This window comes from Nocardioides sp. (genome assembly GCF_030149505.1).
In the GTDB taxonomy this organism is placed as follows: domain Bacteria; phylum Actinomycetota; class Actinomycetes; order Propionibacteriales; family Nocardioidaceae; genus Nocardioides.
On sequence record NZ_JASBRN010000057.1, the window covers coordinates 1 to 13,808 of the forward strand.

At 73.0% G+C, this 13,808-nt stretch carries 8 protein-coding genes and 1 tRNA gene; 3 read left to right on the forward strand and 6 right to left on the reverse strand.

Annotated elements, in window-relative coordinates; translation table 11 throughout:
* Positions 1-490: 490 nt before the first annotated feature.
* Together Q1V71_RS12520 and tyrS are read right to left on the reverse strand one after the other, a co-directional pair.
* Complete coding sequence (locus Q1V71_RS12520; protein ID WP_300644155.1) at positions 491-1,600, reverse strand: alpha-hydroxy acid oxidase; 1,110 nt, start codon at positions 1,598-1,600, stop codon at positions 491-493.
* Positions 1,597-2,868 carry a tyrosine--tRNA ligase gene (tyrS, locus tag Q1V71_RS12525; protein WP_300644156.1) on the reverse strand — a complete coding sequence of 424 codons (1,272 nt, stop codon included), beginning with the start codon at positions 2,866-2,868 and terminating at the stop codon, positions 1,597-1,599. Before tyrS ends, Q1V71_RS12520 begins: the two co-directional genes overlap by 4 nt.
* A gap of 187 nt (positions 2,869-3,055) precedes the next feature.
* Between tyrS and Q1V71_RS12530 the strand changes: the two genes are divergently transcribed.
* Positions 3,056-4,594, forward strand: coding sequence for a serine/threonine-protein kinase (locus Q1V71_RS12530; RefSeq protein WP_300644157.1), 1,539 nt, complete (start codon positions 3,056-3,058; stop codon positions 4,592-4,594).
* Between the two features lie 132 nt (positions 4,595-4,726).
* Positions 4,727-7,978 carry a response regulator gene (locus tag Q1V71_RS12535; RefSeq protein ID WP_300644158.1) on the forward strand — a complete coding sequence of 1,084 codons (3,252 nt, stop codon included), beginning with the start codon at positions 4,727-4,729 and terminating at the stop codon, positions 7,976-7,978.
* A gap of 27 nt (positions 7,979-8,005) precedes the next feature.
* On the opposite strand, the gene Q1V71_RS12540 is transcribed toward Q1V71_RS12535, so the two are convergent.
* From Q1V71_RS12540 to Q1V71_RS12550, 3 genes are all read right to left on the reverse strand, one after another.
* Entirely contained in the window at positions 8,006-9,664 is a 1,659-nt protein-coding gene (locus Q1V71_RS12540; RefSeq protein WP_300644159.1) for an LCP family protein, read from the reverse strand.
* A gap of 60 nt (positions 9,665-9,724) precedes the next feature.
* The gene (locus tag Q1V71_RS12545; RefSeq protein WP_300644160.1) at positions 9,725-10,315 is read right to left on the reverse strand and encodes a hypothetical protein; all 591 of its coding nucleotides are present in this window, start codon (positions 10,313-10,315) and stop codon (positions 9,725-9,727) included.
* 86 nt (positions 10,316-10,401) lie between these two features.
* A complete protein-coding gene (locus Q1V71_RS12550; RefSeq protein WP_300644161.1) occupies positions 10,402-13,167 on the reverse strand; it encodes a penicillin acylase family protein in 2,766 nt (921 codons plus the stop codon).
* Between the two features lie 225 nt (positions 13,168-13,392).
* Between Q1V71_RS12550 and Q1V71_RS12555 the strand changes: the two genes are divergently transcribed.
* A complete protein-coding gene (locus Q1V71_RS12555; RefSeq protein WP_300644162.1) occupies positions 13,393-13,611 on the forward strand; it encodes a hypothetical protein in 219 nt (72 codons plus the stop codon).
* Here Q1V71_RS12555 and Q1V71_RS12560 read toward each other — a convergent pair.
* A tRNA-Ile gene (locus tag Q1V71_RS12560) sits at positions 13,609-13,682 on the reverse strand. The two genes, Q1V71_RS12555 and Q1V71_RS12560, sit on opposite strands and share 3 nt — an antisense overlap.
* Between the last annotated feature and the right edge of the window lie 126 nt (positions 13,683-13,808).

Consider the following 13,808-nt stretch of genomic DNA (forward strand, 5'->3'; position numbering starts at 1 on the left):
ACTCTCCGTTGAAAAACAACACCACAACCACAAACGCGATCATGGAAAAAGAGATGCCTGACAGGAGACACTGACACCCAACCGATTCACACCGATCAGGCAAATTGTCAGAATCATTGTCAAAGAAACCATCAACCAACCAAAACCCGAAAGTTCAGACCAGTCAACGGGGCATAACAAACTAATTCGTCGACTATGACACACTGTTGAGTTCTCAAGAATCAGACGCACCGGGCCACTCGCCTTTCGGCTCGCATTCCCGCGCTGACTTGTCCTACGTTAGCGGCTTGGTTTCTCGCGGTGCAAATCCGCGCTTTTCCCTCGCCTTTCCCCATTGCTCCGCCTCCCAGTACTTCGGTGGCCGCTGTGGCGGACACACCGGTGACCGGGTGGTGATGGTGCTGGGGTGGTCACCTCGGGGCCGGGAGCCCGGCCAGACCGGCCTTGCTCCCCGCCGCTCCCTGGCGACGAGAAGAACAGTAGACGACGCTCAGGGACTGCACAAATCGGGGGGTGCCACGACGGTCCTGGCGCCCTGGAGGGAGCCGCAACCGGCCAGCTCCAGGGCCTCGAGCAGCTCCTCGGTGAGCGTGTCGAGGAGCCCCGCGACTCCGGCGGCGCCGTCGCTGGCGAGCGCGTGCAGCGCCGGTCGACCCACGAGGACGGCGCGGGCACCCAGTCCCAGTGCGGTGAGCACGTCGATGCCGGAGCGCACTCCCCCGTCGACGTACACCTCGGCCTCGGCTCCCACCGCGGCGACGACCTGGGGCAGGGCGGTGGCGGTGCTGACCACACGGTCGAGCTGACGCCCCCCGTGGTTGGAGACCCACACGGCGGCGGCTCCGGCCTCCACGCAGCGGCGTGCGTCGTCGGGTCGCAGCACTCCCTTCACCACGACCGGCAGCCCGCAGGTCTCGCGGATCCACGCCAGGTCCTCCGGGCGGAGGCCGCGGTGGTGGCGGTAGGCCGCTGGGTCGGTGAAGTTGATGCGGTGCCAGGAGAGGTCGATGCCCTCCCAGTCCTCCTCCGCCGGCTCGTACTTCGTGCCGGGGAAGGGCGTGTCGACAGTGAGCGCCACGGCCCGGGCCCCTGCGGCGGCGGCGGCGCGCAGGACCGGGGCGGCCTGCTCGCGGTCCGGCGGGAGGTAGGCCTGCAGCCACCACACGGCGGCGGGGTCGACCGCCCGCGCGGCGGCGCCGATCTCGTCGAGCAGGTGACCGGCGTTGCTGGACACGACGTGCACTGCGCCAGCCGCGGCCGCGCCCGCGGCCATCGCGAGCTCTCCGTCGGGGTGCGCGACCCGCTGCAGCGACGTGGGCGCCACCCCGACGGGGGTGCGCACCGGCGTGCCCAGCACCGACGTGCGGGCGTCGGGGGCGTCCTCCCCGTGCAGGACCCGCGGCCACAGCCGCACCGAGCGCCACGCGTCGTGGGCCTCGTCCCGGGTCACGCCCTCGCGGGCGCCGGACTCCAGGTAGGCCCACATCGGTGCGGGGAGGACGGCTCGCGCGCGCTCGGCCAGCTCGGCCTGCCACCCGCGACGGCAGGGGTCGGCCCACCCGGGCCGACCCGCGCGTGCTGCCCCCGGTGCCGGGCTCATGCCACCTCGACGCCCTTGAAGCTCTTCTTGCCCTTGCGCAGGACCAGCCACCTGCCACCGATGAGGTCCGACTCCGCCGGGACGGCCTCGGGGTCCTCGACCCGCGTGTTGTTGAGGTAGGCCCCGCCCTCGCCGATCGTCCGGCGCGCCTCCCCCTTGCTCTTGGCCAGACCGGTCTCCACGAGCAGGTCGGTGATGGTCGGCAGGGCGCCCCGTTCGACCGTGACGGCGCCGGCCTCGCGCAGCGCCGCGCCCAGCGTGTCGGCGGAGAGGGTGCTCATGTCGCCGCCCCCGAACAGCGCGGCGGAGGCCGCCTGGATGCGGGCGGTCTCCGCAGGCCCGTGCACCAGCGTGGTCACGTGCTCGGCCAGCGCCTTCTGCCCGGCGCGCAGGAACGGCTTCTCGGCGTGCGTGGCCTCGAGCGCCTCGATCTCCTCGCGCGGCAGGAACGTGAAGATGCGCAGCAGCTCGCCCACCTTCTCGTCCTCGACGTTGAGCCAGAACTGGAAGAAGGAGTACGGCGAGAGCATCTCCGGGTCGAGCCACAGGGCGCCGCCCTCGGTCTTGCCGTACTTCGTGCCGTCCGCCTTGGTGATCAGCGGCGTCGCGAAGGCGTGCACGGAGTCGCCGGTCGCGCGACGGATCAGCTCCGCGCCGCCGGTGATGTTGCCCCACTGGTCGGAGCCGCCGAACTGCAGCGTGACCCCGTGCTCGCGGTAGAGGGAGAGGAAGTCCATCGACTGCAGCAGGACGTAGGAGAACTCGGTGTAGGAGATGCCTCCGGCCTCCAGCCTGCGCTTGACGGTCTCGCGCGCCAGCATCCGGTTGACCGGGAAGTGCTTGCCGATGTCGCGCAGGAAGTCGATGGTCGACAGGCCCTGGGTCCAGTCCAGGTTGTTGACCATGGTCGCGGCGTTCGCGCCCTCGAACGACAGGAACGGCTCGATCTGGCGGCGTACCCGGCCCACCCACTCCGAGACCGTGGCGGCGTCGTTGAGGGTGCGCTCCCCGGAGTCACGGGGGTCGCCGATCATGCCGGTCGCACCGCCCACCAGCGCGTACGGCGTGTGGCCCGCGTCCTGGAGCCGCTTGGCGGTCAGGATCTGCATCAGGTTGCCCAAGTGCAGGCTCGGCGCGGTCGGGTCGAAGCCCACGTAGAACCGCACGCTGCCCGACGTGAGCGCCTCGCGCAGGGCGTCGAGGTCCGTCGAGTGCGCGATGAGGCCGCGCCACTCGAGGTCGTCGAGGAGGGTGGGGTCGAGGGACACCGTGCCGCCTTCCGTCCGCGGGCCGGGAGCCCGGCCGTCGTCATGGGTGCGCCGCCCGGGAGCGGGCGCGCGGTCCAAGCCTGCCTCATGACCACGTCGCACACCCATCGGGTTCCGCCCACCCGCACGAGGGAGCAGTGCCCCGCACCGGTGCACCTATCCTGACGGGCTGAGGAGGTGCCCATCAGTGATCGCTGGCAGGTACTCGCTGGACCGTGAGCTCGGCCGGGGCGGCATGGGCGCCGTCTGGCTGGGTCGCGACGAGGTGCTCGGACGCGAGGTCGCGGTCAAGCGGCTGGGGCTGGCCCCGGGCGCCGAGAGCCCCGACCTCGAGCGGGCCGAGCGGGAGGCCAGGCTCGCGGCACGGCTCAGCCACCCCCACGTCGTCGCGGTCTACGACCTCGTGGACGAGGAGGAGCAGCAGTACCTCGTCATGGAGTACGTCGAGGGCACCAACCTCTCCGGACTGCTGCGCGCCCGCGGACCGCTGCTGCCCGACGCCGCCGCGGCCCTGCTCGGCCAGGCCGCCGACGCACTGGCCGCCGCGCACGAGGCCGGCATCGTCCACCGTGACGTCAAGCCGTCCAACATGCTGGTGGGCGAGGACGGGCAGCTGAAGCTGTCGGACTTCGGGATCGCCCGCGCCGACGCCGACGCCTCCCTCACCCAGACCGGCCTGGTCACGGGATCGCCCGCCTACCTCGCGCCCGAGGTCGCCTCGGGCGGCACGGCCACCGACGCCAGCGACGTCTGGTCGCTGGGGGCCTCGCTCTTCCACGCGCTGACCGGCCACCCGCCGTACGAGGTCACCGACAACGTGCTCGGCGCGCTCTTCCGGATCGTGCACGAGGAGCCGCCGCGGGTCCCCGACCCGGGCTGGTTGGGGCCGGTCCTGGAGGCGACGATGCACCGCGACCCGGCCGCGCGCTGGTCGATGGCGCAGGTGCGCGACTTCCTGCTCGAGGGGCCGAGCACCGTCGGCGGGGCCGCCGGCCTGCCGGCGGGCGCCGAGGACACCGCGGCCCTGCCCGCTGCCGAGGCGGTCCGCGCGCCCGCGGCCGCCGGGGGCGGCCGGACCGAGGGGACCCAGGTCCTGTCCGCGGTGCCGGCCGTGACGACCGGCCCGCAGCCCGTGGTCGCGTCCCCCGACTCCCCCGACTCCCCCGTCTCCTCCGACTCCCCGGGCCAGCGCCGGGGCCGGCCTCCCGGCAGCGCCGCCGCCGCGACCGGCTCGCCGCAGCGTCGAGGGGGCCGGACGGTGCCGGTGCTGCTCGGCCTGGTGGCCGGCGCAGCCGTCATCGTCCTGGCGTTCGTGCTGGGCCAGGGCCGCGGCGACGACGACCCGCAGGAACCGACCGCGCCGGCTGCGGCCGGCCCGTCGCAGGAGGCCCCGAGCGAGCCGGAGCCGGTGACGGCCGAGGACCTGGAGCAGTTCGCGACGTCGTACGTCGAGACGGCGGTGGCCGACCCCGCGGCCGGCTTCGAGCTGCTCACCCCGCCGTACCAGGAGGCCAGCCAGGGGCTGGACGGCTACACCGGCTTCTGGGGCGGCGTGCGCGAGGTGACGGGGTTCAACATCCGCGGCACCGACGCCGAGCAGGGCACCGTCACCTACGAGTACTCCTACGTGCTGGGCAACGGGCAGCGACGCACCGACGTGGTCGAGCTGACCCTGGAGCAGCAGCCCGACGGCTCGCTGCTCATCGCCGGCGCGCGCACCATCTGAGCCTCCTCCCGAGGCCCCTGGCTGACGAGCTGACAGGGACGCGCCGGGCCTTTGCCCGACCTGGCCCTCGGCCGCTCGCCAGCCCCTAGGGTGGGCAGCACGGGATCGGCAGCGTGGCCGGGGAGGTGGGACGTGGACCTGGCGGGTCTGTACCGCGACGTCGTCGAGGGCTCCCCCGACGGCATCTGGGTCATCGACCTCGATGGCCGGACCGTCCACGCCAACGCCGCCATGGCCAGGCTCTACGGCGTCTCCCACGAGGAGATGGCCGAGGTCTCGATGTACGACATCGTCGACGAGCTGGGTCGTGTCCAGCTCGACGAGCACCTGCGCCAGGTGCGGGAGGGCCGGATCAACGACGGCGAGGTCGAGGTCCAGGTCGTCCGCGCCGACGGCAGCCTGGTCTGGTGCCTGGTGCGCGAGTCGCTGGTCGAGCTCGAGCCGGGCCGACCGGGCTTGTGCACGGTCTTCAGCGACTACACCTCCCGCCACGAGATCGTGCAGGCCCTCCGGTCGAGCCGTCGCAGCCTCGCGGAGGCGCAGCGGATCGCGCGGATCGGGAGCTGGGAGTGGGACCTGACCTCCGACACGATCACCGGGTCGCAGGAGGTCGACGCCATGTTCGGCTCCTCCAGCGCCACCCGGCCGTGGGGCTACGAGCGGTTCCTGGACCAGGTGCACCCCGAGGACCAGCCGCTCGTCGAGGAGGCGGTCGAGACCGCGATCGGCGAGGGCGGCTCCTTCGACGTGACCGTGCGCGTGCTCGCCGACGAGCGGTGGATGTGGACGCGCGGGCGGGGCGTCGTGCACCACGACCGGGACGGGCGGCTGCTGCTCTCAGGGACCCTGCAGGACGTCACCGAGGTCGTCGAGACCCGGATCGCCCTCGAGGACCAGGTCACGCAGAACACCCTCATGCAGGCCGTGGCCAGCGCGGCCAACGCCGCCTCCAGCCTCGACGAGCTGCTCCTGCGGGCCCGCGAGCTCGTGCTGCTGCACGACGACTGGGAGCGCGCGGTCGGCTTCCGGTACGACGACGGACGGCTGGTCCCCATCGCGGTGCCCGGCGAGGTGCCGGACCCGGAGCGAGAGGATCGCGAGCTGGCCCTGGCCCACCGGGCGCTCGAGCAGCGGGCGCCCGTCTGGGACGAGGCGCGGCTGACGATCGCCTTCCCGGTGCTCCTGGACGACGAGGTCCTGGCGGTCGTCACCATCACGTCGGCTCCCCCGCTCTTCCGGCACGCGATGATCGAGCAGATGGTGCTCCACGTCGCCGACCAGATGGCCCGCGTCGCCTGGCGCGAGCGCACCGCGGCGGAGCTGGAGCAGGCCCGCGACGGAGCCATGGAGGCCTCGAGGATGAAGTCGGACTTCCTGGCCACGATGAGCCACGAGATCCGCACCCCGCTCAACGGCGTCATCGGCCTCAACGACCTGCTGCTCCGCACCGAGCTCGACCCCGACCAGCAGCGGCTCGCCGCGGGGGTCCAGGTGGCGAGCCGGGCCCTGCTCGGCGTGCTCAACGACATCCTCGACTTCTCCAAGATCGAGGCTGGCCACCTCGAGCTGGAGGTGCTCGACTTCGAGGTCCGCGAGGTCGTCGAGCAGGTGGTCGGCGTGCTCGGCGAGTCCGCCCGCACCAAGGGGCTGGAGCTGGTCGTCTCCTGCGCACCCGAGGTGCCCCGGATGCTGGCGGGCGACCCCACGCGCCTGGCGCAGGTCCTCACCAACCTGGTGTCCAACGCGGTGAAGTTCACCGACGAGGGCGAGGTCGTCGTCCGCGCGACCGCCGAGCCCGGCCCCGAGGACCGGACCGTCCTGCGGATCGCGGTCAGCGACACCGGCATCGGGGTCCCGGCCGAGAAGGTCGAGGCGCTCTTCGAGCCCTTCACCCAGGCCGACACCTCCACCACCCGCGTGTACGGCGGCACCGGGCTCGGCCTGGCGATCTGCCGCGAGATCGTGCAGGCCATGGGCGGCAGCATCAGCCACCACGACAACCCCGGCGGCGGCTCCGTCTTCGTGGTCACCGTGCTGATGCGCCCCTCGGCGGGCACCCTGGACGACAGCGCCGACCAGCACGCCCGCAGCGTCCTCGGCGGCCGCCGGGTGCTCGTGGTCGACGACAACCCGCACAACCGGACGATCCTGGCCGAGCAGCTGGGCTGGTGGGGGGTCCGCGCGGTGGCCGTCGACTCCGCCGTCGAGGCGCTCGCGGCCGTCCGCTCCGCGGCCTCGCGCGGGCTGCCGTTCGAGGCGGTGCTGCTCGACATGGCGATGCCGCACCACGACGGACTGTGGCTGGCCCGGCGGCTGCGCGCCGAGCCCGGCGGCGAGGACCTGCGGTTGCTGGTGCTCACCTCCCTCACCGAGGTCTCGCGCCAGGAGGTCGAGGCGGCCGGCATCGACGACCTGGTCGTGAAGCCGGTGCCCTCCGGGGTGCTGCGCAGCACGGTGCTGGACCTCCTGGACGGCGACGGCGGGGCCGGCTCCGTCCCGGCGCGCGACCCGGGTCCGGCCGGCCTGCCGCACGCCGACGCCACGCCGGGCGCGTCCTCACCCTCGGACGAGCGCCGGGTGCTGGTGGTCGAGGACAACCCGGTCAACCAGATGGTCGCCGCGGGGATCCTGGAGTTCCTGGGCTACGACCACCACGTGGTCGACGACGGCCGAGCAGGCCTGGCCGCCTGGGCCGCCGGCGGGTGGGACGCGGTCCTGATGGACGTGCAGATGCCGGTGCTCGACGGGTACGCCGCGACCCGCGCCCTGCGCGAGCAGGAGGCAGAGCGGGGCACCGGGCGGCGTACCCCCGTGATCGCCATGACCGCCGCCGCCGTCGACGGGGAGCGCGAGCGCTGCCTGGCCGCCGGCATGGACGACTACCTCACCAAGCCCGTCGACCCGGCGGCACTCGCGGCGACCCTGTCGCACTGGCTGGAAGGCACTCCCGTGGAGCACGACACCCCGACCCCCGACGCCGGCGCGGACACGGCCGCGGACCCTGACCAGGACGGGCTGGACACCGACCGGCTCGACATGTTGCTCGACCTGGACCCCGGGAGCACCGCCTACCTCGACCGGGCGATCGGCAACTTCATGCGCAACAGCGTGACCGGGATGGAGGACATCCGCGCGGCGATCGCCGCCGGCGACGCCACCGCCCTGAGGCACTCCTCGCACAAGCTGGCCGGGGGCGCGCTCAACCTCGGGGTCGGGTACGCCGGGGAGGCGGTGCGGCTCATCGAGGCGATCGCCGACACCGGCACCACCGAGGGCGCCGAGGCGCTGCTCGGGCAGGTCGAGGAGGCGCTGGCACGGGGTCGCGAGGCGCTCGCGGCGTACCAGGAGCGCTACCAGGCCGCGCTCGGCGCCGGCCAGGACTGACCAGGCAGGCCGCGCGGCAGCCACGCCTCAGTCGAGGGTGGCCTCCTCGGCCGTGACGCTGTCCACCTGCTCCTCGGTCGGCGGCGCGGTCGGGTCGACCGGGTCGTAGGCGCAGGAGTTCGCGGTGTTCTTGGGGCGTGCGGGGTCGTCCTTCTTGCGGCGCTGCTCGGGCGGGTCGATGGCCTTGGCGACGGTCTCGCGGAGGTAGTCGAAGTCGGGGTCGCCGGAGAAGAAGGCCTCGCTGGTGCGGAAGACGACCGAGCGGACCTTGGCGTCCTTCATCTTCAGCGCCAGCCCGGCGAAGGCCGGCAGCAGCCGCTGCGGGATGTCGGAGTAGACGACGTCCTTGCCTGCCGCGGCCAGCGCGGTGTAGCGGCGCAGCAGGGTGATCGGGTCGGCAGCCTCGATCATCGCCGCCACGGCGCACCGCTGGCGGTCCATCCGCTCGTAGTCGTCGCTGCCGTAGCGACCGCGGGCGAACCACAGCGCCCGGAAGCCGTCGAGCTCCTGGTCGGGGCCGGGCTCGATCCAGCCGGTCGGTGGGATGCCGGCGTCGGTGTTGCCGTTGATCGCGACGCGGGTGTTGACGTTGACGGTGATCCCGCCGATGGCGTCGACGATCTCCTGGAAGCCCGCGAGGTTGACCAGGACGTAGTAGTCGACGTCGAGGCCCAGGCTGCCGCCGACCGCCTGCTTGAGGGCGTCGGCGCCCTCGTTGGTGCTCTGGCCCAGCACGCCGGGGTGCAGGTCGGGGACCACCTTGTAGATCGCGTTGAGCATCGAGGAGCCCGGGTCGCCGGGCAGCGTGAAGCCCGTCGGGTAGAGGTCGCGGAGCGGGCTGTCCTCGGGGAACTGGGCGTTGACCATGTTGCGCGGCAGGCTGAAGAGCAGGGTCTTGCCCGTGAGGGTGTCGATGCTGGCGAGGATGACGGTGTCGGTGCGGACACCGTCGCGCCCCTCTCCCCCGTCACCGCCGAGGAGCAGGACGTTGACCCGGTCGCGGCCGCCCCAGGGGTCCTCGGCGGTCACGTCGCGCGGGATCGTGGAGGTGGTGTTGTCGCTGAAGACGGTCTCCACCAGGTCCGCCTGGACGGTGGCGTAGCGTGCGGCGACCGCGAACGGCGCACCGACCACCCCCACCAGGGCCAGCACGAAGGCGTGGCCGACCAGGGTCGTCCACGGGCGGCGCTGGGTGGGTCGCACCTGGCGGTAGGTCAGGTAGACCACCACGGCCCACACGGCCAGGGCGGCGACGATGACGCCGGCCGCGACCTTCAGCCGGGTCGGGTCCAGGGCGAGGTCGAGCGCCGCGTCGAGGTCGCGGGCGGCGTACCAGCCAGCGAAGCCGGCCAGCGCGAGGGTCGGCAGGAGCACCAGCACGCCGAGCAGGCGACGGCCCGTCCACAGGAAGCCGCTGCCGGGCACGAGGGCGCCCAGCAGGGTGACGGCGAGCGTGCCGGGCAGGCCGGCGGCGCGGCGCCAGGGACGCCGTCGCGCCCGGTGACCGACGGGACGCGAGGGGACCATCGGCGCGGCCCCGTCCGGCGCCACCGCTGCCGGCAGCGCCTGGGCTCGCCCGAGGGCGCTGGCCTTGCGGGCCGCCCGGGACTGACGAGGGGTGGTGGCGCGACGACGGCCGGTGCGTGGGGCCCGGGGCTCCGGGGCGCGGTCGGCCGGCTCGGTCACGGAAACCTCATGAGGGAAGGGCGGAGCGCTGGCCGGGTCAGCCCACGCGCGGCGAAAATATCACCCGATCGAGCGGTAGAGCGTGAGGTCGGCGGCGTACGCCTCCTCGATCAGCGCCCGCGTCGAAGCGCTGACCTCGTGCTCGCGGGGCGGGGAGACGTTGCGCTGGGGCAGCCGGACCTTCTTCTTGCCGACCTTGCCACGCATCCACTCGAACGCGACCTCGAGGTCGTCGTAGCGCCAGAGCCGATCCACGCCCAGGTGGCCGTCCTCGCCGGTGACGTAGTCGGTCTGCGGGCGCAACCGGATCTCTCCGCTCACGACGCGTCCGACGAACTCGTCGAAGCCCAGGTCGCCGACATAGCTGCGCTTGCCGGCGATCCCGGGCCGGGACCGGTAGCGCCACCACGACGCCAGCCACGAGACCGGCTCGCGCAGGAGGGCGGTCACCTCGTAGTCGGAGCGGGCGTAGCCGTGCTCGGCGAGCAGCGGCACGAAGCGCGCCTCGAACTCCCGGGCGGTCACGTGCTTCAGCGACGGCGGGCCGGAGGTGACCAGCTGCGCGTGCTTGGTGAAGGCGGCCTCGAGGGCGGTCGACCCGGACTTCGGCACCGCGAGGACGACGAACCCGTGCTTGGGGACGGCCAGCATGGGCGCATCCTGCCAGCGCAAGGTGAACAGGTCCCGGCCGACCCTGCCCCACCCCGGGCAGGGTGCGGCGGGCCGGCCGGTAGGACTCAGCGCGGTCGGTGACCCTCGAAGGCGACCACCTGCTGGAACGTGGGCCGGTTCTGCCAGTCGATGGGTCGTACGCCGACGGCGCCACCGGTGACCGCGCGGATCTGGTCCTGGGTCTTGTCGTAGGTCAGCTCCTCGACCGACGCGACCTCCTGGGCCGCGAGGGCCCGGGCGACCGCGTCCCGGAAGGAGGCGACCAGGTCGGTGCGGCAGGCCTGCAGGCGGCCGTCGCCGCAGTAGGTGAGGCGGTAGGGGTCCTGGACCCGTCGACCGAGGACCGAGCGCAGCTCCTTGTCGACGTACCCGTACCAGGCGATGCCGTTCCAGGCCGAGCCGATCCCGTGGCGGGGGTGGTCGTCGAGACCCTGGGGCAGCGCCGCGACGAGGTCGCCCAGCCGGCCGCGCAGCACGTCGCGGGCCACCGACTCCTGGCCGTCCTGCCACCAGGTGTCGAACAGCGCGATGGCCTGCTCGTGGGTGTACGCACCGTCGCGGTCCCGGTCGACGCGAGGGGCGCCGTCGGCGAGCCACGCACGCAGCAGCCCGACCGCCCGCTGCGCCTGCTCGTCCCCGTCGAGGTCGCGGCCGAGGACCGCGAGCAGCTCGGGCAGCGTGGCGGCGGCGCGCGAGTCGACCGTGGCGGCCTCCGACATGATCCCGACCACGGTCGGCAGGTCGACGCGGCGCGTGCCCCGCGTGGCCGCGCGGACCCGGTCCTCCAGGGCTGCGGAGCGGTAGACCGAGCCGTAGGACCAGTTGTCGTCGGCGGCGGTGAAGCCGGGGGCGGGCTTGTTGTTCCAGGACACCAGGTAGCCGCGGTCGGGGTCGATCTCGCGCGGGTGGGCGGCGTAGGGCAGCCAGCCCTTCCAGTCGTACTTCTTCTCCCCCCAGCGCGGCAGGTCCGGCTCGACCCCGCGGGCCCGCTGCGGCAGCAGCCCCGAGGAGAAGTAGGCGATGTCGCGGTCGTCGGCGTAGAACCAGTTGAACGTGAAGTCGATGTTGCCCGCGGCCCGCTGGAAGGTGCGGGCATCACGCACGAAGCCCGGGTCGTTCAGCTGGCTGAACCCGATCACCGAGTCGACCTCACGGCCGTAGGTGGAACGCTGCTTGACCACGGCGACGGGCTCACCGTCGACGGTGGTGCGCTCCTGGACGATGCCGTGGCGGGTGCGCAGCACCTGGAACTCGTAGGTGGTCGGCGGCGTGGGGGCGGTGGCGTTCGGGGTGGTGGTCTGGGTGTGGACGAACTGCTCCATCTCCACGCACCGCTCGCCCACGCGGTAGCCCGTCGACTCCACGCTCGGCTCGCTGCCGTCGACGTTGCACAGCCGCTCGACCACGGTGTCGATGTTGTCGGAGCCGGCGCTGGTCGCCGACCAGGCGTAGTCGGTGCCGCGGCCGAGCTGGACGAAGAGGTTGGTGCCGGCGAAGGCGACGCCCCGGGCGCGGATGCCCGGGCCCATGAGCACCTGCTCGACCAGCAGCTGCGGAGCGTAGTAGCCGGTCTGCGGGCCCATGACGGCCAGCGGCTTGCCGGTCGTCGACTCCTTGCCGGTGACCAGGAGCGCATTGCTCATGCCGCGCGGCTCGAGGGGCACCTCGATGCCGCCGGGCAGCTCCAGGAGCGGCTCGACCGCACCGGGTGAGGCGACCCGGCTCGCGGTGGCACCGACGGGCTCGCCGGTCCCGCCACCCGAGGGTCCGTCGAGGTCCGGGAGCGCGACGCCGGGCTTGCCGGGGCGGAACGCCTCGCTGCCGTACGGCGCAGCGACCGTCGTGGTCACCGGTGCCTCGCGGTCCTCCTTCTCGCGCAGGTCGCGGTAGGCCGCGGTGCCGCGCGCGGCACCCAGGGCGTCGACGAGCCGCTGGTACCAGTCGGCGTTGGCGGCCTCGCCGCCACCGCCCTTGCCGAAGATCCCGCCGACCAGCGAGGCGACGTAGACGACGTCGGCCCGGTCCCAGTCCCGGGGCTGCTTCTGCAGCACGGCGTACTCGGCGGGGCAGGAGGGCGCCACGACCACCGGGCACAGGTCGGCCTGGGCGTCGTTGATGCCCGCGATGAAGGCGTCCACGCCCGCCTCGAGACGCTCGGCGTCCGCGCCGGCGGCCTCCGCCCGCTCGGCGGCGATGTCGATCTGGGCAGCCGCCTCCTCGCGGGTGTAGAAGGCCGAGCGCAGCTGGGCCTGGTCCATCGCGACGTTGCCGGGGGTGTCCCCCACGAACTCGGTCATCCGGGCTGCACCCGTGTGGCGCAGGACGTCCATGAGGAACATCCGGTCCTGCACGGCTGCGTAGCCGGCGCCGTACTCGACGTCCTCGAAGGTCTCCCCGGTGATGAAGGGGACTCCCCACTGGTCACGCTCGATGACCACGCCCTCACGGGGGCTCTCGGTGGACACGACCTCCTGCGGCGTGAAGGAGGCGTCCTTGAAGAACCGGTCGAGGTCGGTGCCGGTCAGGGCGTCGGGCTCCGCGGTGGTCAGGGCGTCGTAGACCTCGAGCTGGTCGGCGAAGTTGGTCGGCGTCGACTCGTCGGCGGTGGTGCCCCCCAGGGCCAGCAGGTCCAGCGCCGTGGCATTGCCGTTCGATCCCGGCGGCAGGATGTTGCGCACCCCGCCGAAGTCGGCCTCTGCCCGCCGCTGCGCCTGCGCGCTCAGGGCGCCCGGTGCGCCCGGTGCCGCGGTGGCACTGAGGGAGCCGAGGGACGGGGCCAGCAGCGCGAGCGTGGAGGTCGCCACGAGGGCGGCGAGGGCGGGACGGCGCACGGGTTCTCCTGTGGTCGGGGGGTGACGACGGTCTCAACGACGCACGGGTCCCGGGGACACGCCACGGTCGGCCGGGACCCCGGGACCCCGGGAGCACGGCGCCGGACCCATCCGCACGGGTGGGACCGCCGGTGGGGTGGGATGGCCGCACGCACCCCCGGGTAAGCGTCCGGCGTGTGCCCCGGGTCCCGGGGCGGAACAGGGAGGTGCGTCATGCGTGGAGGTGTGAGAGGGATCGTCGGGATCCTGGTGGTGGTGTGGCTCGTGATCGGTGTGGTCGCCGCAGCCCAGCGGGGCTACTTCGGTGACGACCGCGACGTGAGCTGCAAGACGATCGGTGACACCGCACTGACGGTCGTGGCCGGTCCGCTGAACTACGTCGGTGTGAACCCGAAGATCGACTGCGAGGAGCTGCCCGACGAGCTGCCGCAGCCCTCGGAGTAGGGCGGGTGGGGCTCGAACCCACGACCCAAGGATTATGAGTCCTCTGCTCTGACCGACTGAGCTACCGCCCCGCGAGCGTGCGCACTGTTGCCGCGTACGTCGGCCGCGACCCTATCGGTCGCGGCCGGCGCAGCCCGAGGCCACCCGCCCGGGTGGCAGGGTCCGAGCCCGGTCCGTGCCACGGTGGACGCATGACC